This is a genomic window from Aeoliella sp. (genome assembly GCF_965227375.1).
Classification (GTDB): Bacteria; Planctomycetota; Planctomycetia; order Pirellulales; family Lacipirellulaceae; genus Aeoliella.
The window spans coordinates 2,556,144-2,580,940 of record NZ_CBDDFX010000002.1 but is presented as its reverse complement, the minus strand read 5'-3'; the positions used below and the strand labels follow the sequence as shown (position 1 = coordinate 2,580,940).

The following is a 24,797-nucleotide window of genomic DNA, read 5'->3' as shown; positions in this document are numbered from 1 at the left end:
ATCATGGCGAAGTTGTACCGCATCTTTCTGGCACTTTCCGGTTTCATGATAGCGCTTGGTGCAGCTTTCTTGGCATCGGGCCGGGCGTCGGGCGCGGCCGTGCTCATTGGTGGGTTGGTATCGCTCGCCATCGGGCTGGGGGAGCGCCAGTCGGTGGCGCCGTTTCGATTTACCGCCTGGATGGTCGCAGGGATCGCCTTGGCAATGTTCTACCCGCAATTGCTGCTGGACTTGCGGTTGTTGGGATACTCGATCGATCTTCAGAACAGCTGGCTAAAGCTGCTGATGGTGCAAGGCGTGATGTTCGGTATGGGCACCCAGATGCGTCTGGCGGACATCGCGGGAGTCGTTCGCACTCCGTTGCGGGTGGTAGTGGGACTGGTGTGCCAATTCACGATCATGCCACTCGTCGGCTTGGGCTTGGCGCTTGCTCTGCAACTTCCCGATGAGATTGCCGCTGGCGTGGTGCTAATCGGCTGCTGCTCCAGCGGCTTGGCATCGAACGTCATGGTGCACCTCGCCCGTGGCGACTTGGCGTTGTCGGTAACACTCACCGCAGTGGCCACGCTCATGGCGCCGGTGGTGACGCCCACGTGGATGAAGCTACTCGCGGGGCAGTTTGTCCCGGTCAACTTCGTCAATATGATGCTGACGATCATCAAGATCATGATCGTTCCCATCGCCGCGGCAATGCTGCACGATGTGCTGATTGCAGCGCCGCAAAAGACTCGCAAAACCATCTTCACCATCGGGGCCCTGGCCGCAGCATGGTTGTTACTGCTAGTGTTCGGCGGGTGGCAGTGGTTTGAGTCGCGTGTCGGTGAACAGTCCAATATTCTTGAGGTTGTCACCTTGCTCAATTACTTGCTGGGAGCAATTGCGGCAGGCGTCACCTATCACTTGGCGATCCAGCGATATCCGCGGCTGCACGACTGGATGCCAGTCATATCCATGATAGGGATTCTGTACTTTACAACCATTACTGTTGCCGATGGGCGAGACCAGCTCATCGATCTAAGCGGAGTGCTTTTGATAGCGGCAGTCTTGCACAATACACTGGGTTACTTGTTTGGCTACACTTTGAGCCGAGCGGTTGGTATGGATGTTTCTGGTGCTCGGACCATCGCTATTGAAGTGGGCATGCAAAACGGGGCAATGGGTGTCACGCTGGCCGACGCGATGGGTAAAATGGCTACAGTGGGGCTGGCGCCGATCCTGTTCAGTCCCTGGATGAATGTCTCCGGCTCGCTGCTGGCCAACTACTGGAGGCGCCGGCCTACCGGCGTTGCCTCTACGGAGTCGCTGGAAGTTGAAGGTGAACTGCATGAGATTCACAGCTAGTTTTATTGTCGCCGGTTTGCTTGCCGTGATTGCCGGCGTTTGGCAAGAGGGCAGAGCAGAGGGGCCCGTTAGCTTGGGGAGCGGCGATCGGCTCGAATACCACGCAACTCCGGCTGGAGATCGTGTGCCGGACTTTTCCAGTTGCGGGTATCGCGGCAGTGCGGAGTCGCCGCCGAGTGTTGAGATTAACTTCGTGGTCGAAGCATTGCCAGGCGACGCGACATCGCGCATTCAGGCTGCTATCGATGCAGTCGCCCAGTTGCCACTCGACAAACAGGGCTTCCGCGGCGCCGTCTATCTCGCCCCAGGTGAGCACCGTGTGGCAGGCCAGCTACGCATCGCCGAGAGTGGAGTCGTGCTGCGCGGCGCGGGAGCGACGGACCAAGGGACAACGCTCATCGCGACCGGTGAGGGACGCCGCCCACTGATCCGAGTCTGCCCACGAGACGTCCCGGTGCCGGACTTTGGCCAGCCGGTAACCATCGAGCAAGAGTACGTGCCCGTCGGGGCGACCGAACTGCGACTAGCGAGTGCCAGCAAGTTTCGCCCCGGCGACCGAGTGTTGATCACGCGCCCGAGTTCGGATGCCTGGATCAAGCAGCTCGACGCCAAGGTGCTGGGCGTCGGATGGCGCGCGGGGCGGTGCGATTTGCGGTGGGAACGCACCATTAGCCAGGTCGATGGCAACAAGATCGCGCTCGATGTTCCGCTCACCTGCGCGATGGATCGAGAAGTCGATACCATGGGCACTGTCTGCCGCTACGAGCCCGGCGGACGCATCGAGAATATTGGTATTGAGGACCTACAGCTCCGTAGCGAGTTTAGTAGCGATCATCCTCACGACGAAGAGCACAGTTGGTACGGAGTAGTGGCCAACCACGCCCGCGACATATGGATTCGGCGTGTGCGTTTCGAACACTTCGCAGGCGGAGCAGTGCTGTTGAGGGAAGGGTGCTCTCGGGTGACGGTTGAAGATTGCATCAGCCTCGATCCGATTTCGGAAGTCGGCGGTTACCGTCGGCAGAGCTTCTTCACGCAGGGAGGTCAGACGCTCTTCCTGCGATGTTGGGCCGAGCATGGGCAGAACGACTTTGCCGTTGGGCACTGCGCACCGGGGCCCAATGCGTTTGTCCATTGCTACGCCTACAACACCCACGGCGATAGTGGACCGTTAGAAAGTTGGGCGACCGGAGTGCTGTACGACAATGTGCGGATCGACGGAGGTAACTTGTTCTTTGGCAATCGCTGGCTCGATCCGCTGGGGGCAGGGTGGTCGGCTGCCAACTGTCTGGCGTGGCAGTGCCAGGCTGCGCAGATCCATTGCTTCAACCCGCCCGGCGCGGCGAACTGGGTAGTCGGTTTCTGGGCGCAGCCGGTAGGCGATGGTGAGATTCAAGGAGACAGTGACTTCGTCCGCCCGATTAGCCTCTTTCAGCAGCAAGTGCTTGAACATCACGGACCAGAGGCTGCCAAGCGTGTTGGCCCCTTCTTGCTCAACCCCCGCGCTTCGACGAGTCCCACGTACAAAGAAGCCGAGGCGTTCGTTGCCGAATCAAACGAACCCGCTCGCACATTGCGCGATGTGATTGAACAGCGTTTCAGGGAGGCGGAGACTCCACCGAATCCAAGTACTGCCAAGCGAATCGAAACGCCACCTGCAAGTCCGCCGGTAGAGGTTCAGCAAGTGCAGATCGTCAACGGCTGGCTGACGGTCGATGGCCAGGTGCTCACGGGCGGCACGCTGTCGCCGACCTGGTGGCGGGGCACGGTTCGGCCCGACGATGCGCCAGCCTTCGGGCCTTCGATCACACGTTTCGCGCCAGGACGCTACGGGGTCGGGTTAACCGACGAGTTGCCTAAATTGCTTGACGAGATGGACGCTCGCAGACAAGTTGCCTACGACCATCACTACGGCTTGTGGTACGACCGGCGTCGAGACGATCACTTGATGGTCCGTCGTGCCACTAGCGCGGTGGTACCTCCGTTCTTCGAGCAACCATTCGCGCGCACCGGTGGAGGTAAAGCGTGGGATGGTTTGAGCCGTTACGATGTGACGCGGTACAACCCGTGGTACTGGTCGCGACTGTCGGAGATGGCCCGCCTGTGCGACGAGCGAGGGAAGCTGTTGATCCACCAGTGCTACTTCCAACACAACATTCTGGAGGCCGGTGCCCACTGGGCCGACTGTCCCTGGCGGCCGGTGAACAACATCAACGATACCGGCCTTAGCGAACCACCGCCCTATATTGGTGACAAGCGGATCTTCATCGCCCATCAGTTCTATAGCCCTGACAACGCACCGCTGCGGGCGTTGCACAAAGCGTACTTGGAACAATGCGTCACGGCGTTCGCCGATCGACACAATGTGATTCACATGACCAGTGCTGAGTACACGGGGCCGCTCGAGTTCACCGAGTTCTGGCTCGACACAATGTCCCAATCGCGTGCAGAGTCAGGAGCGGAGTGTCTGCTTGCGATTAGCGCTACCAAGGACGTGCAAGACGTAATGCTCGACGATGCGACGCGGTCCGACAAGATCGATGTGATAGACGTTCGCTATTGGTGCTACACTCGGGACGGCCGGGTGTATGCTCCCCCCGGCGGGGCGAACATGGCGCCGCGGCAGCACCAGCGGCAGATGCGAAGCGCGGGAGGTGACTTCTCGGCTGTCGCCAAAGCCGTGCGCGAGTACCGCACGCGTTTCCCCAAAAAGCCCGTAATCTTCTCCGCCCATCGCGTGTGTTCCACCCCGAACCCAGGATGGGCTGTGCTGATGGCGGGCGGATCGCTGGCGGAGGTTCCTCCGCTGCCAATGCAGCTCGGGAAGGCGCTGGTCGGTATGCTGCCCGCAGAGAAAAGTGGTGATGGATTGCTGCGACTCGTTAGCGACTCCGGAGAACAGCTTTGTTATGCTGTCGACGCAAATGCAGAGCTAGAGATTCCCCAAGCCGATTCCAAGCGACGCTTCCGCACGCGTTGGATTGATGCGAGAACCGGCAAGGTGGTTGAAGAGTCGCAGTACGACGCAGGAGACACGACCACCATGCGGACCTCGGTCGTGTGGCTGACACCGGTTGAGTAGCTGACTCGAAGGAGGTCACATCCGCGGCATCCAAACCGTCATTTCCGCCGGCTTACGGTTGCCCCACGTGTAGTACGGAACCAGCCGACAGTGCACCTTGCGAGAATCGCGCTCGTTGGCGACTCGATACAAGCTGTTCCACTCGCCCGCTTCGCGCACGGGCAGTTCTCCTTCAAGTATCGTCACTCCTCCCAAGAGGTCTGGCTTGTGGATGGGTCGCAGATCCAAGTTGGTCGTGAGGCCTACTTCGTCCATCGCCACGCCTTCAGGTAGATCCGCCGACTCCAGGCAGTAGACGATAGGCCCCCGTTTGATTGCCAGTTGATTGCGAGTCTCCTCGACCAGCGGATGCGACTCTAGCGTGACAATTGGCATTGGGAGCGATAAGCGAATCTCATCGCCAACTTTCCAGACGCGGTCGAGTGTCAGATAGCCATTCTTGGACTCCGCTTCGATGGGTTCGTCGTTGAGCATGACCGTGCACTTCTTGGCCCAGCCTGGCTGACGCAGCTTAAGGGCGACCTTGCCCTTTGGCGATTGCTTGAAGCGGAACGTGATCTCGCCATCCCAGGGGTATTCGGTAGTTTGCTCAACTTCGAGCGGCTCGCCGTCGACGGTGGTCTTGAGGTGATTGTTGCCGTACAGGTGTACCCAAAGTGCGCCCGGTGAATGGCTGTACGCGTAGCCGCTGCTTTGGGCAACCGTCCGAGCGACGTTGGGTGGGCAGCAGAACGAGACAATGAACGGTTTCCGCTGTCGCGACCAACGCAACTGCGTGGGGTCGGACTCGACCACACGCAGAGGATTGACGTACAGATACTTGGTGCCGTCGAGACTTATTCCGCTGAGGATCGAATTGTAGAGTGCCAGTTCGATCCAATCGGCGTGGCGGCCTTCGCCGGTGGCTAGCAGTCGCCGCCAGTTCCAGAGCAGAGCGCCGATCGATGCGCACGTTTCATTGTGCGCAGTAATGTTAGGCAATTGATAGTTGCGTCCGTACGCTTGATGGGTGCGGGTGATCTGGTCTTGGGCTCGCGAAGCGTCGGGCGAAGCGCCGTCGTACAGGGCGCCGCAGCCGCCGTTGATGTACAGCTTTTTACTGCTCACGTTTTGCCACACTGCTTCGAGCGGCTCGACGAGTTGCTCATCGCCAGTCTCCAGGTACAGATCGGCAGCGCCGGCGTAGAGGTAATTTGCGCGCACGGCGTGTCCCACCGCTTCGCGTTGCTTTAGAAACGGAATACGGTCTTGGTTGTCGTCTCCGCCGCCATCGAGCCCGGCGGCCAGGTTGCGCAGGTCGATCACATGTTGGGCCGCCTCGAGGTATCGCTGCTCACCCGTGGTGCGATAGAGTTCGATCAAGCCCATGTAGTGCGACGGACAAACGGCCTGTCGCGCCATTTGTGGAGTGGGGTCGGCGAACGCTTCGACAAGGAAATCGGCCGCCTTGCGCGCCGCGTCGAGCAGATCCCGCTTGCCCGTCGCCCGATACCGCACGCAGCCTGCGGTCATCAGGTGGCCCATGTTGTAGACCTCGAAGTCGTGACGATCGGCGAACGGCTGCGCGGTCTGGTCGCCGTTTCGCTGGCGTATGAGCACTGGCGTGTGGATGTAGCCGTCGTCCCGCTGGGCAGCGACGATGGCTGCCGCCGCCTGATCGACGGCGGCTGACAAATCAGTGTTGGGGTTGTCCGCTATCGCATAGCAGGCCGCTTCAATCCACTTATAAAAGTCGCCATCGTTCCAGGCTGCACCGTGATAGTCGCCTTCCTGATCCCCGGCTGCGATCAGGAAGTGCTCGAGAAACGGTTTGTATCGTGAATCGCGCATCAATTCCCACATGGAGGGGAGGGTCTGATTAGCGCAAACGTCGGTACGAGCTTTCCAAAAGCCGTCGGTCCACACTACCTCGTCGACACCCACGGGTCGCAACAGTGCGTGGCGACTGTGACTGGTGTCTGTGATCGCAACCGGCTCTGCGCACCAGGAAACGCCGCTTACTAGCCAGAAAGCGAAATTCAATGCCGCTATGCGTTGAGTTAAGGACTTAGGATTCATCGTCACGCTTCAATTCGCTATTCAGAACTACGGTCTCTCCAGGTTTCATGTCCGAACGGATGGTGTGGTCGCCGTAGTGGACCTCGATCGGTCGATTGAGATGCGAGGTAAGGCGGCACTCACGTAGTTCGCCATTTTCCCAAGTGATATCCAGCTCGAATCCGTCACGTGTCCTCACGCCTTGCAGAGTTCCCTCGCTCCAGGCGGATGGCAGAGCGGGGAGGAGGTCGACGCGGCGGACGCCATCCTCGGTCTCCAGGTGCGACTGCACAAGCATCTCGATGATGCCTGCCGTTGCGCCGAAGTTGCCATCGATCTGAAAAGGTGGATGGGCGTCGAATAGGTTCTCGTACAACCCGCCCCCTCGGTAGTCGGTCTTATCCGATACTGTGAGTGTGGTCAGACCGGTGAGGACCAAGTGAGCATGATCTCCGTCGCGAAGCCGCGCCCAGAAGTTGATCTTCCACGCGCGCGACCACCCCGTGCCACCGTCGCCGCGCATTTCGAGGCTCTTCCTGGCGGCGGCGAATAGGTCGGGAGTTCCTGGGTGGATCTCTCTGCCTGGGTGCAGTCCCCACAGGTGCGACACGTGGCGGTGCCGGTTGTTGGGATCGTCCTTGTCTTCGAGCCACTCCTGCAGTTGGCCATGTTTGCCAATGCGATTGGGTGCGATACGCCGGTGGACGTCGATCCATTGGTCGCGAAGTTCCGAATCGACACCCAGCAGTTGGCTGGCTTCAATGGTGTTGGCGAGCAGGTTGCGGATGATCTGGTGATCCATGGCCGGTCCCATGACGAGGCCGCCATTTTCCGGCGAGTTGCTCGGACCGCTGATGAACGTGCCATCTGCAGTGCGTGGATCCTCCATCAAATAGTGGGCAAAAAACTCCGAAGAGCCTTTCATCAGAGGGTAGGCGGTCTGTTCGAGAAACGACAAGTCACCAGTGTACTGGTAGTGCAGCCATAGATGTTGGCACAGCCACGCCCCGCCGGTGGGCCAGATGCCATGATTCGAAGCGTTGATTGGTGCAGTGCCCCGCCAGCGATCGAAGTTGTGGTGCAGTACCCAGCCAGGAGCGTCGTAGTGGACGCGTGCGGTATCGCTTCCCGATTCGGCAATCTGCTGCAAGGCTTCGAACAGCGGCTCGTTGCATTCTCCCAGGTTGCAGGGCCCCGTGAGCCAATAATTCATCTCGGTGTTGATGTTGCAAGTGTACTTGCTACCCCAGGCAGGGCTAAGGTCCTGGTTCCACAAGCCTTGCAGGTTGGCGGGCTGTCCACCCGGACGGCTCGAGGCGATCATCAAGTACCGACCGTAGTGGAACAAAAGGGCGGCAAAGTCGGGATCGTCCGCTTGCTTCGTGGCGAGCAGCCGATCGTCGGTATCGAGGTCGCGCACTGCTTCGGGCGTCTCACCCAGTGAGAAGCTTACACGACCGAACAACTCGCGGTGATCTGCTTCGTGACGCGCGAGCAAGCTTGCGAATGTTTTCTCGGCAACCGCGTCCATGTCGCGCCGTAATCGCTCTTTGGGATCCGCCGAAACGTCGCGATAGTCGACTACCGACGAGGCTGCACACAAAACGATAGTGGCCCTGCTGGCGCCGGCGATGCGGAGTTCTGCATCTCCTTCCTTCACTTCCGATGTGACCGTGCCATCGGTATCCAGCACACGCAGTTGCGCGGCAAAGCTCACCTGGCCATCGGTCGGAGAATCTCCGTTCTGGCCAGGGTTTACCTGGCCCGAGAGTAGCAGCGCCCGGGCGTCGGAGATGGTCGTCTCGCAGCGATCATGCGGACTGGTAAGCGCCAGCACGAACTCCAACGCGCCAGGACGATCCGACTCCAATTGCAGGACGATCGCCTGGTCGGGAAAGGACGCAAACGCCCGACGGGTGATTCGCGTGCCAGCTTGCGAGTAGGTGGTCGTCGCAACGGCGCGAGACAGGTCGAGCGTGCGTTGATAGTCCGTTACCTCGCCTGGTTCGTTCTCAAACCGTATGGTGACGTCGCCTAGCGGTTGATACCACTCTTGCCGTAATGGCTGCGACATGAACGTGCGCGACGCCAGGAGTTCTGCCTCGCGTTGCTTACCATCCAGCAGCAGTTGGCGAATCTCCGCCAAGTGTTCCGACGCACCGGGGTGGGCGTAGCTGCGAGGGCCTCCGGTCCAGACTGAGTCCTCGTTAAACTGGATTCGCTCTTCGGCGACACCGCCAAACACCATGCCGCCCATGCGGCCGTTGCCGATAGGCAGAGCGCTGGTCCACTTCTTTGCGGGCGAAGAGTACTTCAGTTCCCACGGACCGCCGTCGGCCAGGGCGCTCGTGAAGACGCAGCTTACCACCAAAAGCAGGGGGAGAAGTTGAGAAAGTCTCACGGTGTGCGATCCTTTGCAGCCTTGGGTGGAAGTTGAGCGTTGAGTTCGGTGAGCGTGTCCGCATGCGCTAATACTTCACCGTCGCATAGCAAGGTGAGTCCCGGCTTCAGCCCATACATTGTACCAGCGCGGTCCCACACTACGGTAAGTTCCCGCCCGCGATAGGGGAGACCGTCCAAGCAGAACCAGTCCCACGAGTCCTCGGGCAAGAGGGGCGAGACGCGAATCTGGTCGCCGTCCATGGGCGTCACGCCGACCAGACCGGTAATCACCAGGTCGCAAAATGTAGAGTGGTTGTAGTAGCGACTTCGTCGTTCCTTTGGTCCGGTGATCAGCCAGTCGCCGGTGACTTCGTCGTGGTACTCGCCGATGTAGGCAGCGCCATCCTTGTGGTGAGATTCGGCGTAACGCAACAGGTGCTCGAAGTAGTCGCGGCGGGTGACGTAAGGTTGCTCTGGGCCACGCAGCACGTTGGCCATTCCGCCGAGGGTCTGGCTGGTGGCGAATGGCCACACGGCTCCATCCCACTCGCAGGTGCCAACGCCATGCGAGCGAAACTCCGGGTGGCGTCGTTCGGCGGTGGTCAGACCTCGGGGCGCCCAGAACCCTTCGCGATCCTGGGTCTGCTTCCAGGCGACCGCGTGCTCGTCGGTCGCTAGCCCAAACAGCCAGGGGATGTACCCAATTTCCTCCCGGGCGCCGGAGAGTTCGCCATTCTCTAAACGAACCTTGAAGCACTTCGCTTCCGAGTCCCACATGGCTTCGACCGCCAGTGCTTTTAGCGTCTCGGTTTTCTGCTGGTAAGTGTGAGCCAGGTCATCGCGGCCTGCGAGCCGCGCAAGCTCGGCGATGGCCTCCGCGTTGCCAACCATGTAGGAGTTGATGGTCGGCCGGATGTTTTGCACGCGCCGCCCGCCGCTAATCGACTCTTCCATTCCGTCTTTCACGTCGTGTTGCCAGAAGAGTCCACTCGGTAGCTGTCGCTCGTCTTCCCACCGCTCGTAGTCGGCCACCAGGTCGTCCAGCAGATCCGTTGCAAAAGCATCGTCGCCCGTTGCCAGCCTTCGTTGATTGATAGCAGCGGCTAGCCAACTGCTGAACTTGTGCAGATGAGGTTGCGGTCCCGCAATGGGGCCTCCACGGAGCCAGAAATGGAGGTACTCATCCAGCAGCGACTGGTCACGTAGCCACCGGGCTTCGGCGATGTGATGTCCTAGGGCACAAGAGATCGTGTTGTGCGCGCCTGCATGGCTCACCGGGGTGATGAATTCGGTGAGCACTCTGCCATCAGGTGTTTGCTTGATGTGCTTTCGGAGTGTCCACCAGCGGAAGTAGAACGTCTCGACGAATCTCGTGGAGGGGCAATCGAAACGCGGAGCCTTGTCCGCGATCCACGCCGCAGCGTCAGCGTTGGGAATCAGGTTGACGACGTACTCGTCGTCCGCGGCGTTCAGCCGCTCGACAAACTGGTGGGAGTGATCCAGCGGGAGCACGGTTGCATCTTCTGCCGTGGCAGTGTTCGTCGACAAGATGCCGATAGCGAGCACTGCACACCGCCGCCAACCGAACCCATTAGAAGCTTTGCCAGAACAGGTCTTCATAGGTTCTTGGTGTGGGCCACTGTTGCTTTGGCGCGGCCGGATCAAGGCCATTGAGAAAGTCCTCGATGTTGGTGTAGCCATCGCCGTTCAGATCTTCGGCCGCATCGGAAGCATCCTGCGGATTGAGGCCATGGCTTTGTTCCCAGTCGTCTGGCATGCCATCCGAGTCGCTGTCCTTGTAAGGTTCGCCTTTATACTCGGGGTAACCGCCTACCTGTTCGATGTCGGTGATGATGCCCTTGCCTTCATCATACGTGACGGTGCCTGTGCGAACCATTTTTACAATACGTTCGTCCACAGCATCGCGTTTTGGCAGCGTGGCACCCACGTTTTCCAGCACGTACTCGTACGCCTCCTCCGCAGGCTGGATATCCACGTAAGAGTGTGGATAGGGACGAGCGGAGCGGATTTCGGCAAGCGCTTGTTCGCGAAGCGGTTCGGCGATCTCTCGCCTTTCGTCCTCGCTGGCCGGGGCTTGGTAGTTGCTCGCCTGCTTTTGGGTGAGCTGCTGTCGGATTGGCAGCATGTCTTCGAGTTCCAGTTGCACACCGCCGGCCCAGTTGTCCTTGGTGACCTCTTCGTTGCCCTCGACAAAGTTCCCAGCGACGTACGCTTTGCCAAAATCGAGATTGAAGTAGGGGCTGCGTCGTTTCTCCGGTTTGAGAATGCGATGGGCGATGGGGCGGTTGGGCGTGACCGGGCCTGGCTTGAAGTAGTTGTTGATGATTGTGTAGAAGCTGCGGTGGTCGCCGCCATCGATGGTGCGGTGCCGCCAGTTGTAGATCACGTTGTTGATGAACGTGAAGTCGTACACCATGCCAACGCTGGGATTGCGTCCCGTGTTACACGCCCACAGGTTGTGGTGGAATGTGCTGTTGTAGCCACCGAGCGTGCTACCGAACGCATGGTTGTAGGTATTGAGGCCCTCGCTGAAGATGGAGTTCTGGATGGTGATGTTCACGGTGGGCAGCTTAACTCGCGTTGACTCGCCTGGTGGTTCGTACATGTGTCGGTACATCGAAAGGTTCTCATCCAAACCCCAGCTTGCCGACACGTGATCGATCATGATGTTGCCGATCGGATTTCCCCCGAGCGCATCGTTTCGGTCGCCGACCCACGTCTCACCACGACGGAAACGGAGGTGGCGAATCACCACGTCGTGCGTGTCGATCTCGACCGTTGCGCCAGCAATACAAACGCCATCGCCCGGCGCGCTCGATCCGTCGATGGTCAGGTAAGGTGCGCGGACAACAACGGGACCATCCAAGCGAATGATGCCTGCGACGTTGAACACGACGATCCTCGGACCACCTGCCTCGAGGGCCTCGCGAAAGGTGCCAGGCCCATTGTCTTCAAGCGAAGTGACGACATAGACCTTGCCGCCGCGCCCTCCGAAGGAGTACATGCCGCCGCCTTGGGCTCCGGGGAATGCCGGGATGTCCGCCTGGGGAAGATCATCCGGGCGGCGAGCATCTTGAATGAATGGCTTGCCGTTGGCTGCCGCTGCTTCAATGGCCGGTTGGGCGGCCCGCCAAGCTTCGTCCGAGTGCTGCCTGGTTGCTCGGAAGCGTCGCTCGCTTTCGGCGGCCACGTCGTTGCTGATCGTGGGATACTGGGCGCGGGAGAACGTCATTAGCAACGAGGCCATCATCGTGGTTGCCAGCAATGCTCGCCCGAAAGTATGGAAGTACGGTTTAGAGTCCGACATTCAACTTCCCTTCCTCGATCGTTCCGCCAGGTCGCGCTCGGCCTGCTTCAGGTCGAAACCCGCCTTGGACAAGTAGTTGTTAATCCGCCCTTTGTATTTCCCGAACCAAGCGTGCTTCTCCTTTGACGAGCCCGCGTCCATGGCGAACTCACGGGCTTCGAGCAGGTTGGCTTGGATGTATCGCTTCTGCTCATCCGACAGATCGGGCAGCAGATTCAAGTAGGCCCTGTAGGTATGAGGGGCGACTCCGTAGGTCATCCCGTCCTTCACTTGCTCCACTTGTTGTGGCTCGAGTTCCGTCAGCAATTGGGCGACGAACTTACGATGCAGTGCGACTACTTCGCGATGGTAGGCATCTTGCGCCGGTGTTTGGTTATCGCCGGCCGCTGCGAGCGCTTCGTCGCGTCGGTCATGGATGTCACGAAGGTCTCTATATTGGCCGGCGACCAGGTCGGCAACTCTTTGTTGTTTGACTGAATCTTCGATCCCAAGCGGTCCGACAATTCTAGTCGCCCGCTCCTGAATGACCTGACGGTAAGCTGCTTCCTGGTCGTCGGTGGAGCAATACCCGCGAGGTGCGGTTGCGATGACCACCAGCGACGTTAGCAGGCAGAGTCGAAGCATGGACGGCAAGCCGTTCGGGGGGAGGTGTGTACGAAAACAAGTTAGGCGGGGCCATTTCTACGCTAGCGGCACTTTGCCACAAGCGGCTCCAAAGTGTGTGAGATAACTGGTCTATTCAAGTGCTCGCGTGTTCGCGATCCAATGCGACGCGGGACACTCGCTGCGGCGACTGTAGCGCGGAGGCTGGCGCCGATCTAGTCTGTTCCAAGCCGCTCATGGAGTAAGCACGTCCCCGTCATCCCTACCACCGTACAGGACGAACACCTCAGGGTCGACGTCGTAGGTGAAGGTATGCACCGACCCGTCACAAAGCAGCATGTTGTAAGAGGATGCGTGAGCACCGCCGAATCGGTAACGCATCTCCGCGTCGCTTTGTACGTCCTCGTCGGGTATCGGTGGCCAAGGGCTTCCGTTGAAGCGGGTTACTCCGGCGTTGTCTTGGTCATGCCCGGTGTACAGGCACTGGTCGTCCGAGCTGTCAGTGCCGGTCAAATAGTAGTTGGGACGCAGCGCTTTCTCGCCAATGAGCGCCGTCTTTGACGTGCCATCGGTAATCCGCGACACCTTGACCGTGCTACGCGAGTAGATGACGCCGTTAAACCCCTTGTTGTCGACCGGTTGGGTTAGCCACTGCCTAATTGCGAATGCCGCGCTTGGTTGCGTTCCACCAGTTCTTGCACTTCCCGCATTCGCCCGGTAGTCTCCCCGTGCTACCTGGCACTCACCGGAGACGCATGCCTTAGCGTTCTCAGCCAAGAACTCTTGCTCGTCCGCATAGGGGAACGCTTGAACCTGTCGCTTCGATGGGCACATGTACAATCCGATCGGGGTGGAGACCAACGTGAGCATCTCTTGCTGCTGCTCCGCCGTAGGGGATTGCAAGTTCATGATCCCGTTCAAGATTCCACGCCCCAGATCTCGCTGCGCGCCAAACTCCGTGTAAGCCAGAATGTTGTAGGTCCAACTGCCAGGCTGTTTGGTGCCGTAGCCAGCATCCGCGTCACCTACCCATCGCGTCGACCATCCCCCCGATGGAAAGTGCTTGTAGGTTGACTCGTGATTCAGGCAAGCGATGCCCATCTGTTTGAGTTGGCTCTTGCATTGCGCGTTGCGCGCCGCCTCACGCGCCGCCTGCACAGCAGGCAGCAGCAGCGCGACCAAAATGCCGATGATCGCGATCACCACGAGCAATTCCACCAGTGTAAAACCCCGCAGCGAACTGCTTCGGTCGCACACTGCGTTCCGATTGCGTGTCATCTCTTAGCCTTTCCTGTGTTAGGCATCCAGGGGAACCGAATACCCTGGTAATATACCAGATAGCGGTCTTTTAACTTGCCGGGCGGCAGCTTCTTTTCGGACAATTTACCGTTCGCCGAGGGCACACAGAAAGTCATCACAAGAGTCTGCCATCTACTGGTGCGCGGCTGTGTGCAGTGGCTGCGGGAAAAGGAAGGTTACTGCTGCAGCAGACCTTGCCACCGACTCCAGTTTGACTCCCGACCCAAGTTGGGTGGCGTACTTCAGAGCTAGTTTCCGCTACTCTTTCTTTAGCCTCGGCGACTAGTGCGGCCCAACAAAATCGCCGAGCGCATTTGCTGCAGACTTTGGTTCAGTTGTCCGCTGTATAGAGTCCGCGCGACGGGCGCAGAGAACCAACAGCGGCAGTAATGATCAGAATTGACGCCTAGGGTTAAAGCCGGGGCGTGGAGGCACGAACTGAGGAGATCGGCAGGATCTGACCTGACGGTGGAACCCGCCGATCTCAATACTCTGTCAAAGTCTATACTTATGCGCGACGCTTTACAGTTACGGCAAGAGCGGCCGCAGCAAGCAGCATCACGATAGTGGAGGGTTCAGGTACGTTTTGCTGGGTGGAGATGCCCGCAATTGCACCAGACGTCATGCCGAAGTTGTCCTTCCACACGGTGTAGTCGTTCTGATCGACGATATCCGGCGTGTTGTCGCCTGGCAGCATTGCCGTTGTGCTGCCAAGATTGTTTCGCCAAACCACGTAGTCGCCGATGTTCACTACGCCGTCGTCGTTGTAGTCGCCGGCAAGTCCGCCTGCGGAACCTGCCGTCAGTCGCAAGATCGTGTCCATGCTCTCCAAGGAGAGCGTGAAGTTGCCATCGCCGACGACGGAGAGATCCGTCATGTCGATGGTTCCACCACTGGTGGTGATGATGTCGAACGTCTGCCCCGCCGTAGCGGCACCCAAGATCGAGACATCAATCAGGCCTGCAAGCGTAGCATCACCTGCAATCGTGAGCTGATCGTAGTCGGTGCCTGGAGTGCCGGCGCTGTTGATCTCGAACTGGAGAGCTGCCCCGTCTTCCAGCATCAGATTGGTGCCGGCAGCAAGAGTACCGATGCCATCCATCACTCCGAGCGTACCCTGTAGCACGTTGGTGTCGCCCGTATAGGTGTTCGCGCCATTGAGGATCCACTTGCCGACACCAGACTTCTCGACGTGGACCACGCCGCTGTTAGTGGAGTCGGTGATCGCGGGAGACAGGATGTTGTCGCCGGTGTTGTCACCGGTGAGCGCGAAGGTGCGCTCCGTGTCGGTGAACGTGACGGTCCTCACTGTGGTCGTGGCGTCGTCGGTGATTTCATCCTCGACCAGAATGCGGGTAGGGCTTAGGATGTCCGTGATGGTGGTTTCGTGCGGGTCCCCTCCTCCGGAGTCGGGGTAGCTAAGTTCCATTCCAATCACCAGGTCATCGGTATGGAAGAAGCCAACCAACTGGTTCGCACCCTGCGAGAACCCTGCGGAGATATTCGCGCCGCGTGCTTCAGCTGTATCCATGGTGAGCGCGGTGGTGCTCGAGAAGTTGATTGCACCGGATCCCGATGCATCGAGGGTAGCGCCGTGGGTGCCAACTGTAAATAAGCGGCTGGTGCTCTCGCCCACGCCCTCATAGCGAAGGGTGGAGCCCTGGATCATCAGCGGGCCCGAGCCGATCGCACCCATCTGGTCGACCGCGAGCGTGGTTCCGTTGTACTGCCGGGTCTCTGCGAGACTCACACTGTCCGCGAACGCGACATCCTGCAGCGTGTTTTGATACTTGCCGGTGACGGTAGTGGGGCCGGTGTAGCTGTTAGTGCCCTCCAGCTTGACCATGCCCAGTCGCACGCGGTCTTCTCCGTTGGGATTCCTGTAGTCCCCGCCGTTGGTGGCCAGCAGCGCATTGCTACCGCTGAGTTTGCTGGTCGGGATCGTAAGCGTGCCGCTACCGCCACCAAGGCGATAGGTGGTCGGGCTGCCGGTGATGTTGCCAATGCGGTACTCGAGCGCCGCTGGCGTTATCGTGCCGGTGTAGGTGATGCCGCCTTCGGGCGCGGCGACGGTCATGTCCTGCATACTTACGAGGCTACCCGAGGTGAAATCAAGGTTGGCCGAGGCGTCTGCGGCCGTAGTGAGCATCAGGCCACCGTGGTCCCAGGCGTTGGATCTCTCCACGTCCTGGCTGAGTGTGGGAAAAGGCAATCCTTCGAAGGGGCCCATGTAATCGAGGGAGCGACTGAATCGCGAGTTGATGCTGCTGGCCGCGGCAATCGTACCGGAGTCGATTCCGGTCGCTCCGCCGTTGGATTCAACCATGAGATTCGACGCGCCCATGTCACTCACAACGCGAAAGTGCAGGTTGCCGCCCCCGATGATAATGGTTGCTTCTTGTCCGTCGGACACGCTGGACAGGTTGTTCGTCCAGGTGGTGCTGTTGTCGTGGTCGTCGCCGCCGCCGACCACGCCGTCGGGGCCGAGGCTGGACTCGATGTACACTGCGCCGGTGCCGTGCTTTTCGATACGGGTGGTGGTGCCGTTGGGGGGCAGCATGGGTTTGATTGCCGAGTCCCAGGCAATGATGCGTCCGCGCACGATCGTTTTGCCCGAGCCATCAAAGCCATAGCGGTTTTCCTGATTTTCGTTGGTCCAGACCTGACCATTGATGGTGAGCTGTTGGCCGTCTGGGAGTAGGTTGATCCACGCTCCGCTGTTCGATGCGTCGGTGTCGCCGTTGATAGTTAGAGAATGGTCTCCATCGGAGCTCTTTACTGTGAAGTCGTGCGGAAGCGAGAAGTTGTTCTCGAGCACACGCTCGACGCTGCCAGACTCAGTGGGTCCCGGCGCGACGACCAGGTTCATGCCCACCTGGTTCGCGGCGGTGCCATTGACGACCGTGCCAGTTCCAAACGCGTTGTTGTGGCGCATGACCACGTTGCCGCGGTCGATAAAGACGCGGCCGGTTAGCACTGCGCCGGTCGACGTCGTGCCGATGTCGTTGTTGTCATACAAGACCACCGTGCTGAGCGGCGTGGCGCCCTCATTCGTCGACTGATTGCCAAACCTAACGCGGCCATTGCCAGTAATACCCCCCACCAGATCCAGGATGCCATGGGGGTGGTCCCTACCCACTTCGAGGTTGTTGTCGGACATAAACTCCTGGGTGGTTGCCCCGCCCCGGTTAAACGAGAGCGGCACGTCCTCCGGGTTATCGTCTGCGTTCAGCAGGTTATCGACGACTGTGGTCGTTAGCCCGGTAACGATCACGCGTGTCTGCGCCTCGATCGGTTGCATCGGGTCAAATGAGCCGACATGGCTACGAAAATTGGTGTTGTTGGCAATCGTGTCGTCACCAATGTTCGATGCGACTTCTTGAAGTCCACCGGAGAGCGTAATCGAGTTATCGCCGGCAAACTCTACGGTCTCTTGCGATCCCACAACCGCACCAAGCACGTTCGATGCGGATCCGCTGCCGTTGCTTTTGATAATCGCGAGTCCTGCGTTGTACGCAAATGTGTACTCGTCGACCATCGTGCCCGGTTCTGCTTCTGGGTCGGGGTCGGGGATTTCTACTGTGACGTTAGGCTCGTCATGCTTCATCAGCAGCCGCCCGCCAGTGCTGCCGACGGTTGTGGTGCGACCCGCGACACCGATCTCGAGCGATGCGATTGTCACGTCTGTGGGGATGTCGACCGTCAGGTCGCCGGTCAACCCGACCGACAGGTTTGCGCCCACGACTGGGGCGATCGTGTTGGGGTCCGCGTCTGTGCGACTGGGATCGTCCGGGTAGTCGTCGTTGCCGGGAATGTCCGACCACAGGGGGTACATCGGGTTGCCGGTGTCCACTGGTGTAGGCGCAATCCAGTTGCTGGGCGACGTGTCGGTCCAGTTGTGGGTTCCGCCTGCCAACTCGTTCCATTCGAACTCGGCCAGCGACTCTCCCTCAGCGAATGCGTCAGGAGCTGTGATCCCGCTAAACACAAGCCCAACCGAAAATAGGGATACAACAAAGGCGCGTCGAATCATCGCTAGCCTCCGCAGCCAGGCGGAGCCTCCTTGATATTGGGCAATAGGAAAGTACCTATGCGTAAACCAATTGTCGCCCGCGGTCATCAACTGCCGCATCTCACCGTACTATTTGAGGGGGCGATCTTTAGAACGAACAACCTAGAACTTCGAGGGGAGCAGCGTGATGAGTCGCGCTCCCAAATGTATTATGTGACTGCTTCATCTCCAAAGCGGTCTTCTGTTCCGCACGCATTTGGCAAGGAAGGCGTCCGCGGCCATGGCCGCGGACGCCGAATCCTTACTCATTCGAATTCAAAATCTGTTGCAAACTAGCTCCGCCGTCGCAAGCGAGCCAAGCCAGCCAGGCCGATCAGGCCGCCGAGCGCGACGAGCGAAGAGGGCTCAGGGATTACCGTTGGCAACGAGAGGCCGGCCACGTCCATCGCCGAGTCGCCGATACGGATTTCGTCAACCACCCAGTCGCCGGGCGCACGATCACCGCTATCGCTGCCGGCGTCGAAGCCGATCGCGTGCATGACGAATTCCTGAAGCGTTCCTTCATCAGTGTGCTGAAATGAATAGTCCGGAGCATCTCCCGCGGCAGGGTTGATCCACAGTGCGAAGGTGGACGACGCAGGGTACACGCTAAGCACGATGTGGTCGGTGCCATCGTCAAAGTACTCACCGGTGTAGACAGCGTCCACGTCTTCAAAGTCGTTTACACCCCACGAGTCGACCAGGTGCGGTGGAGTGTCAACACCGTAGACCTCGCCGGTGCTGTTCCAGTCGCTACCTTTGCCGATCTGGCCGTCATCGCCGTTGTTGTTCACAGCCTCCATGCCGATCTTCATACCAAAGTTGCGCGGATACTCGGAAAGCCGGTTGAACAGCAGTCGATCGCCTTCGGGAATTACGCCGTACTCGGTCGTGGTTGGTCCGACGCGTTCGGCCAGCCAGCTCATCCACACGATTTCCGCGCTATTGATCGCGGCGTCAGCGGTTGCGTTGAACGCAGAAGCAATACGCGAGTTCACGTTTGTGCCAGTGTTTTGAGCGTGGCCTCCAACCGCAGTGTTCGTTCCGGCGTAGGTGCCGGGGTAGGACAGACCAGCGTCACGCCACGCGGAAGCACCGTTGCCGCCGTTTGTCAGCACCCAGCCCCCGGTGAAGCCCATGCTCGTGGCGCCATTGGCGGTGCCTACAAGATCCTGGTCGGGCGTAGCGCCGGCAGGGTCAAAACCTTCGTAGGCAAAGAGATCAGCCTTTGCCTGCGTGGCCAACAGCGCGATCGCAAGGATCGCTAATCCACAGTTGAACATCTTCATAAGAATCTCACTCCCAAACAAGAAAGAAATTGAATTGGACCCTTCGCCAGGTCCGTATCAGACATCACAAGCAGCGAAGCCAAACAGAAGAGCTAATACCTCCTTCACGCTACCCGGGGACCGCCAATCGTTGGCACGGCTCAAGCAAACCCGAAGCAACCAAATGAGTCGAAGAGGAAACACAAACTGACTAGGTAACCACATGCGATTACCAAAGATGAGCTGCCCACTCACTAAATTCCAAGATAACCATAGAATCCGAGTTTGCACGCGTCGTGCGCCCCTGTTTTAGGACTCCTTTGGCAATGCATAGTTACCCCCTGCGCAAATTAGACCTCCCCTTGCAGAATACGGCACTTGTGCGGCAATCATTTGCAAACTGGACATCGATATGGAGGTGAAGTCCAGTTTGGCACAATGCACCTGCACCTTCTCAAATCGCCCTCGTGCGGATGGCCGCGGGTGTGAATTCATCCGCTGTCCCCCCCAATGGAGTTGCAACATTGACCAAAGAGAGCCTGCAGCAACAAGGTTGCACCACCGTTATTCCATTCAAGTCTTCCAATCAAGGAATGGCTGGCGGGGCACTCGTCTGACCAGTTTGGGGTCGATAGGCAAAGTGTTGCGGGAAGAGCGGCGGCAGTTCAGGTATGTGCGCTCGCATCGAGTCAGTCGGACGTGAAGCGATCGGCATGTATTGCGTGTTTGGAACCGCCTGAACGTCTGTGCGTTCGATCTGCTATCATGTGCGTATGATGTGCCATGGTTCCATGCAACAGTTTGTCGGTGCGCGTCAGCTCTTCGTTGGGCTGATGTTGCTGTGGTGCTTCGACTACCAAGCATTGGCCGAGACGCCAGACTCGCTGGCGCGGGAAGTGCGCGCTCTGCTGTCGGATCGTTGCTTCGCCTGCCATGGGCCGGACAGCAACAAACGCGAGGCGGATCTGCGTTTGGACGTCGGCGCTGATTTTATCGCCGCACCGGATAGTGAAGACTACACGGTTGTGGTGGCGGGCGAGCCGGACGAAAGCGAGTTGCTTCGCCGCATCGAAAGTGGTGATCCTGACGAGCAGATGCCGCCCCCGGAGTTCAAGGTCACGCTGACCGACCAAGAGAAGAACCTCGTGCGGAGGTGGATTGCCGCCGGAGCGCCCTGGCAGGAGCATTGGGCGTTCGCCACTCCTGACAAGGCAACGCCACCCACGCCGGCGTTTGATGGGTGGGGCAACAATGCAATCGACCATTTTGTCGCACAGCGTTTGAAACGCGAAGAATTGCGTCCCGCCGCGGCCGCCGAGAAGACGACGCTGCTGCGCCGCGTTACCCTCGACTTGACCGGTGTGCCGCCGACGATTGCCGAGATCGACGCGTTTTTGGCGGATGAGTCGCCAGATGCCTACCAGCGGGTGGTTGATCGCTTGCTCGCGTCGCCAAGGTTTGGCGAACGGTTGGCAGTCGACTGGCTCGACGCAGCTCGATACTCCGATACCTACGGCTATCAGAACGACCGCTTCCGACGCGTGTGGCCATGGCGCGATTGGGTGATCAAGTCGCTGAACGATAATTTACCCTACGACGAGTTTATCACCTGGCAAATGGCTGGCGACTTGCTGCCGGAGTCTTCGCGTGAGCAACGCCTGGCGACCGCGTTCTGCCGGTTGCATCGCGAGACAAACGAAGGAGGCAGCCTGCCAGAAGAGTTTCGTGCCGAGAACGTGGCCGATCGCACCAACACGCTCGGCGCGGCGGTGCTGGGGCTGACGCTTGAGTGCGCCCGGTGTCACGATCACAAGTTCGATCCGGTGTCTCAGAAGGACTACTACCAACTGTTTGCCTTTTTCAACAACACGGGCGAGCTGGGACTGTACTCTCACTTCACCGACGCGGTCCCCACGCCGGCTCTGGAGTTGCCGACCACGGACCAGGCGGCGGAGCTCGCCCGGCTCGAGGCACGTGTTGCGGAAGCGGAGCAGCAGGTCGACGCTGCTGGTCAGGCGGCGAACGAAACGCACTTGGAGGGCGGCCCACCAGCAGTGACGTTGCCCACACCGGTCGGCTTTTATGACATGGAAACGCTGCGTGACGGTGAAAGCTGGGTGGGGCGGCCGAAGGCGATTGCCGGCGCGGTAGGCCGCGGTATCGAACTCGATGGAGACAATGGTTGGACCGGCCCAACGCACGCTTTTGAGCGGTGCGATCCATTCACGTTGAGCATCTGGGTACGACCGGCAGTCGAACAGCAGAGCTGTGTGGTAGTCCACCGCTCGCAAGCATGGCTCGACGCTTGCGGACGTGGATACCAGATCGTACTCGACCAAGGGCGAGCGGCGTTCTCACTGGTGCACTTCTGGCCGGGCGATGCGATCAACGTCGTGGCCCAGGAGCCTTTGCCACTGAACGAATGGACGCAGCTCGTCGTCACCTACGATGGCTCGAGCCGTGCTGCCGGCGTGCGGATGTACGTCAACGGCACCGAAGCGAGCACGCAAGCCACGCACGATTCGCTCACACGGACCATCCGTTACGTCGCGGGCGACATCGCCAGCGACGAGCACGTTCGGCTCGCCGTGGGGCAGCGGTTTCGCGATACGGGCTTCCGTGGCGGAGCGGTTGACGATCTGCACGTGTACGACCAGCAGCTTACGGCGTTGGAGGTCCATAAGTTGTGCGGTCGCTCCAGCGAGGAGGCATCGAAAAGCGAGTGGCTCGCACACACTTTGGCTTGGCAGAATCCCGATTACAGCGAGGCCGTGGGGCAATTGACTGAAGCGCGACGCGAACGCGATCGATTGCGCGACCAGATCCATCAGATCGCCGTCATGCAGGACCAAGTGAGCCTTGGCGAAACTCACTTGCTGGAGCGCGGTGCGTACAATGCTCCCGGCGAGGTCGTGCAAGCAAGCACGCTCAGCATGATCGCTCCGGACCTGCCTGTCGGGCCGCCGAATCGGCTGGGTCTGGCCGAGTGGCTGACCCATCCCGAGCACCCGCTCACTTCGCGCGTGGCCGTCAACCGCTTCTGGCAATCCATCTTCGGGCGGGGGCTGGTAAGCACGGCGAACGACTTTGGCAGCCAAGGCGCGTCGCCGACGCATCCGGAGCTCTTGGATTGGCTGGCGGTGGAGTTCGTCGAATCGGGTTGGGACGTCAAAGCTCTGGTGCGGCTGATGGTCACATCGGCCACTTATCGGCAGTCGTCGAGAGCGGACGCCGAACTGCTGGAACGCGACCCGGAGAACGAACTGTTGGCTCGCGGACCGAGTGGGCGACTGAGTGCCGAAATGATTCGCGACGCCGCGCTAGCTTCAAGCGGGTTGTTGTTTGAACAACTCGGCGGCGCTCCGGCGCATCCGTTCCAGCCTGCCGGGTTGTGGGAAGAAAAGGGAGCCGCCACGTACAAACGCGATCACGGTGCGGGTAGCCATCGCCGCAGCTTGTACACGGTCTGGAAACGCACTAGCCCGCCGCCAGCGATGATGTCGTTCGACGCGGCCGACCGTGAAGTGTGCACCATGCAGCGTCAATCGACCGTCACACCGCTGCAAGCCTTGGTGCTGTTGAACGACCCGCAGCACGTGGAAGCCGCCTGCGGTTTGGCCTATCGCATCAAAGATCTGAAGCTGCCGAGTCTGGACGAGCAACTCGCCCAGCTCTTCCGACTGGTGACCAGTCGTCACGCGAGCGACGCAGAGTTGGCGATCTTAAAGCAACTCCACCAAGACCAGAGACTGTACTACGCCGACAATCCTGAGTCGGCCAAGCAGCTGCTGTCCGTTGGCGACTTGCCAGAACCCGAGGCTGCCACGGCTGCGGATATGGCCGCACTCGCCGCCGTGGCTCAGGCGGTGTTGAACCACGATGCGGCGACGATGAAACGTTAATTGGATTTGCAATCCCCGAGTGCGTTCTTTGATGAATAACCCCTCCCCATCACCAGAAGATCAACTGTCGCTGTACGCCAACCGGCGGCACTTCCTGGCTCGTTCAGGGGTGTCGCTCGGTGCGGCGGCACTTTCGCAGTTGTTGCCAAACGACGCGACCGCGGCGGCCAAAGCAGGCGCTCTGGATGTGTTGCATTACGCACCGCGCGCCAAACGGGTGATCTACCTGTTCATGAGCGGCGGTCCGTCGCAGATGGATCTGTTCGACTACAAGCCGCTGCTCAACGAACTCAACGGTCAGGACTTGCCCGACTCGGTCCGGCAAGGTCAGCGACTTACCGGCATGTCGGCTAACCAGGCCAAGTTGCCGCTGGCTGGTGCGCAGTTTCAGTTCGCGCAGCATGGGCGATCGGGCACCTGGGTGAGTGAACTGCTGCCGCACACCGCCAAGGTGGTGGACGACCTTTGCATCATTCGCTCCATGCACACCGAGGCCATCAACCACGATCCGGCGATCACGTTCTTTCAGACCGGATCCCAAAATGCCGGTCGCCCGTCGATCGGGGCGTGGCTGAGCTACGGGTTGGGGAGCATGAATGACGACCTGCCAACGTTTTGCGTGTTGGTGACTAAAGGGGGGACGGGGCAGCCGATCTATTCCCGATTGTGGGGTAGCGGGTTCCTGGCGTCGACGCATCAGGGCGTGCAGTTTCGCAGCGGCAAAGACCCTGTGCTGTACCTGAACAACCCCGGCGGTGTGAGCCCCGAGGCCCGGCGGAACATGCTTGACCGTTTGAGCGAGCTGCACCAATTGCAGTACCAGCAGACGCAGGACCCGCGCGTGCTGGAGCGAATCGAGCAATACGAGATGGCGTTTCGCATGCAGACCTCCGCGCCCGAGGCGACGGATCTGTCGGACGAAAGCGAAGCGACGTTCGAACTGTACGGTCCCGATTCGCGGGAGCCGGGAACCTTCTCGGCCAATTGCCTGCTCGCGCGCCGATTGGCGGAACGCAACGTGCGCTTCATTCAACTCTTCCATCGAGGATGGGATCAACACGGCAACCTGCCGAGCGAGATTCGCCGCCAGTGCCGCGCCACCGACCAAGGCGCGGCCGCTTTGATCACCGATCTCAAGCAGCGGGGGATGCTCGACGATACGTTGGTGGTGTGGGGTGGGGAGTTCGGTCGCACCGCGTATAGCCAGGGCACGTTGACGGCCAACAACTATGGCCGCGATCACCACCCGCGGTGCTTCACGATGTGGATGGCTGGCGGCGGCGTGAAGCCGGGCATGGTGTATGGCGAAACCGACGAGTTCAGCTACAACCTCACCCGCAACCCGGTTCACGTTCACGATCTGCACGCCACGATGCTGCACCTGCTGGGCATCGATCACGAGCGGTTGACCTACAAACACCAAGGCCGGCGGTACCGGCTGACCGACGTGCATGGCGAGTTGGTCAACGATATCATCTCTTAGGCTCTATGAAGAGAAGTTCTA

Annotated in this window: 12 protein-coding genes; 4 read left to right on the top strand and 8 right to left on the bottom strand. The window is 59.8% G+C overall.

Features of this window, described 5'->3' with window-relative positions; translation table 11 throughout:
• Positions 1 to 3 precede the first annotated feature (3 nt).
• On the top strand, positions 4 to 1,341 hold the full coding sequence (locus ACQK2L_RS23115) for a bile acid:sodium symporter family protein (RefSeq protein ID WP_425399417.1): 1,338 nt from the start codon (positions 4 to 6) through the stop codon (positions 1,339 to 1,341).
• Positions 1,325 to 4,423 carry a DUF6298 domain-containing protein gene (locus tag ACQK2L_RS23110; protein ID WP_425399416.1) on the top strand — a complete coding sequence of 1,033 codons (3,099 nt, stop codon included), beginning with the start codon at positions 1,325 to 1,327 and terminating at the stop codon, positions 4,421 to 4,423. The genes ACQK2L_RS23115 and ACQK2L_RS23110 overlap by 17 nt, the downstream gene beginning before the upstream one ends.
• Before the next feature lie 15 nt (positions 4,424 to 4,438).
• On the opposite strand, the gene ACQK2L_RS23105 is transcribed toward ACQK2L_RS23110, so the two are convergent.
• The 8 genes from ACQK2L_RS23105 to ACQK2L_RS23070 form a co-directional block, all read right to left on the bottom strand.
• Complete coding sequence (locus ACQK2L_RS23105) at positions 4,439 to 6,481, bottom strand: glycoside hydrolase family 127 protein (protein ID WP_425399415.1); 2,043 nt, start codon at positions 6,479 to 6,481, stop codon at positions 4,439 to 4,441.
• Positions 6,471 to 8,861, bottom strand: a complete 2,391-nt coding sequence (locus tag ACQK2L_RS23100; RefSeq protein WP_425399414.1) for a glycoside hydrolase family 95 protein — start codon at positions 8,859 to 8,861, stop codon at positions 6,471 to 6,473. The genes ACQK2L_RS23105 and ACQK2L_RS23100 overlap by 11 nt, the downstream gene beginning before the upstream one ends.
• Positions 8,858 to 10,462, bottom strand: coding sequence for an MGH1-like glycoside hydrolase domain-containing protein (locus ACQK2L_RS23095; RefSeq protein WP_425399413.1), 1,605 nt, complete (start codon positions 10,460 to 10,462; stop codon positions 8,858 to 8,860). The genes ACQK2L_RS23100 and ACQK2L_RS23095 overlap by 4 nt, the downstream gene beginning before the upstream one ends.
• Positions 10,434 to 12,170 carry a pectate lyase family protein gene (locus ACQK2L_RS23090; RefSeq protein WP_425399412.1) on the bottom strand — a complete coding sequence of 579 codons (1,737 nt, stop codon included), beginning with the start codon at positions 12,168 to 12,170 and terminating at the stop codon, positions 10,434 to 10,436. The genes ACQK2L_RS23095 and ACQK2L_RS23090 overlap by 29 nt, the downstream gene beginning before the upstream one ends.
• Entirely contained in the window at positions 12,171 to 12,794 is a 624-nt protein-coding gene (locus tag ACQK2L_RS23085; RefSeq protein WP_425399411.1) for a DUF3826 domain-containing protein, read from the bottom strand. It abuts the gene before it with no gap.
• 213 nt (positions 12,795 to 13,007) lie between these two features.
• Positions 13,008 to 14,051, bottom strand: coding sequence for a DUF1559 domain-containing protein (locus ACQK2L_RS23080; protein ID WP_425399410.1), 1,044 nt, complete (start codon positions 14,049 to 14,051; stop codon positions 13,008 to 13,010).
• A 529-nt stretch (positions 14,052 to 14,580) separates the two neighbouring features.
• Positions 14,581 to 18,105 carry an autotransporter-associated beta strand repeat-containing protein gene (locus ACQK2L_RS23075; RefSeq protein ID WP_425399409.1) on the bottom strand — a complete coding sequence of 1,175 codons (3,525 nt, stop codon included), beginning with the start codon at positions 18,103 to 18,105 and terminating at the stop codon, positions 14,581 to 14,583.
• Positions 18,106 to 18,416: 311 nt separating this feature from the next.
• On the bottom strand, positions 18,417 to 19,412 hold the full coding sequence (locus tag ACQK2L_RS23070) for a PEP-CTERM sorting domain-containing protein (RefSeq protein ID WP_425399408.1): 996 nt from the start codon (positions 19,410 to 19,412) through the stop codon (positions 18,417 to 18,419).
• Between the two features lie 770 nt (positions 19,413 to 20,182).
• On the opposite strand from ACQK2L_RS23070, the gene ACQK2L_RS23065 reads away from it, so the two are divergent.
• Complete coding sequence (locus ACQK2L_RS23065; RefSeq protein WP_425399407.1) at positions 20,183 to 23,293, top strand: DUF1553 domain-containing protein; 3,111 nt, start codon at positions 20,183 to 20,185, stop codon at positions 23,291 to 23,293.
• Between the two features lie 31 nt (positions 23,294 to 23,324).
• A complete protein-coding gene (locus ACQK2L_RS23060; RefSeq protein WP_425399406.1) occupies positions 23,325 to 24,776 on the top strand; it encodes a DUF1501 domain-containing protein in 1,452 nt (483 codons plus the stop codon).
• Positions 24,777 to 24,797 lie beyond the last annotated feature (21 nt).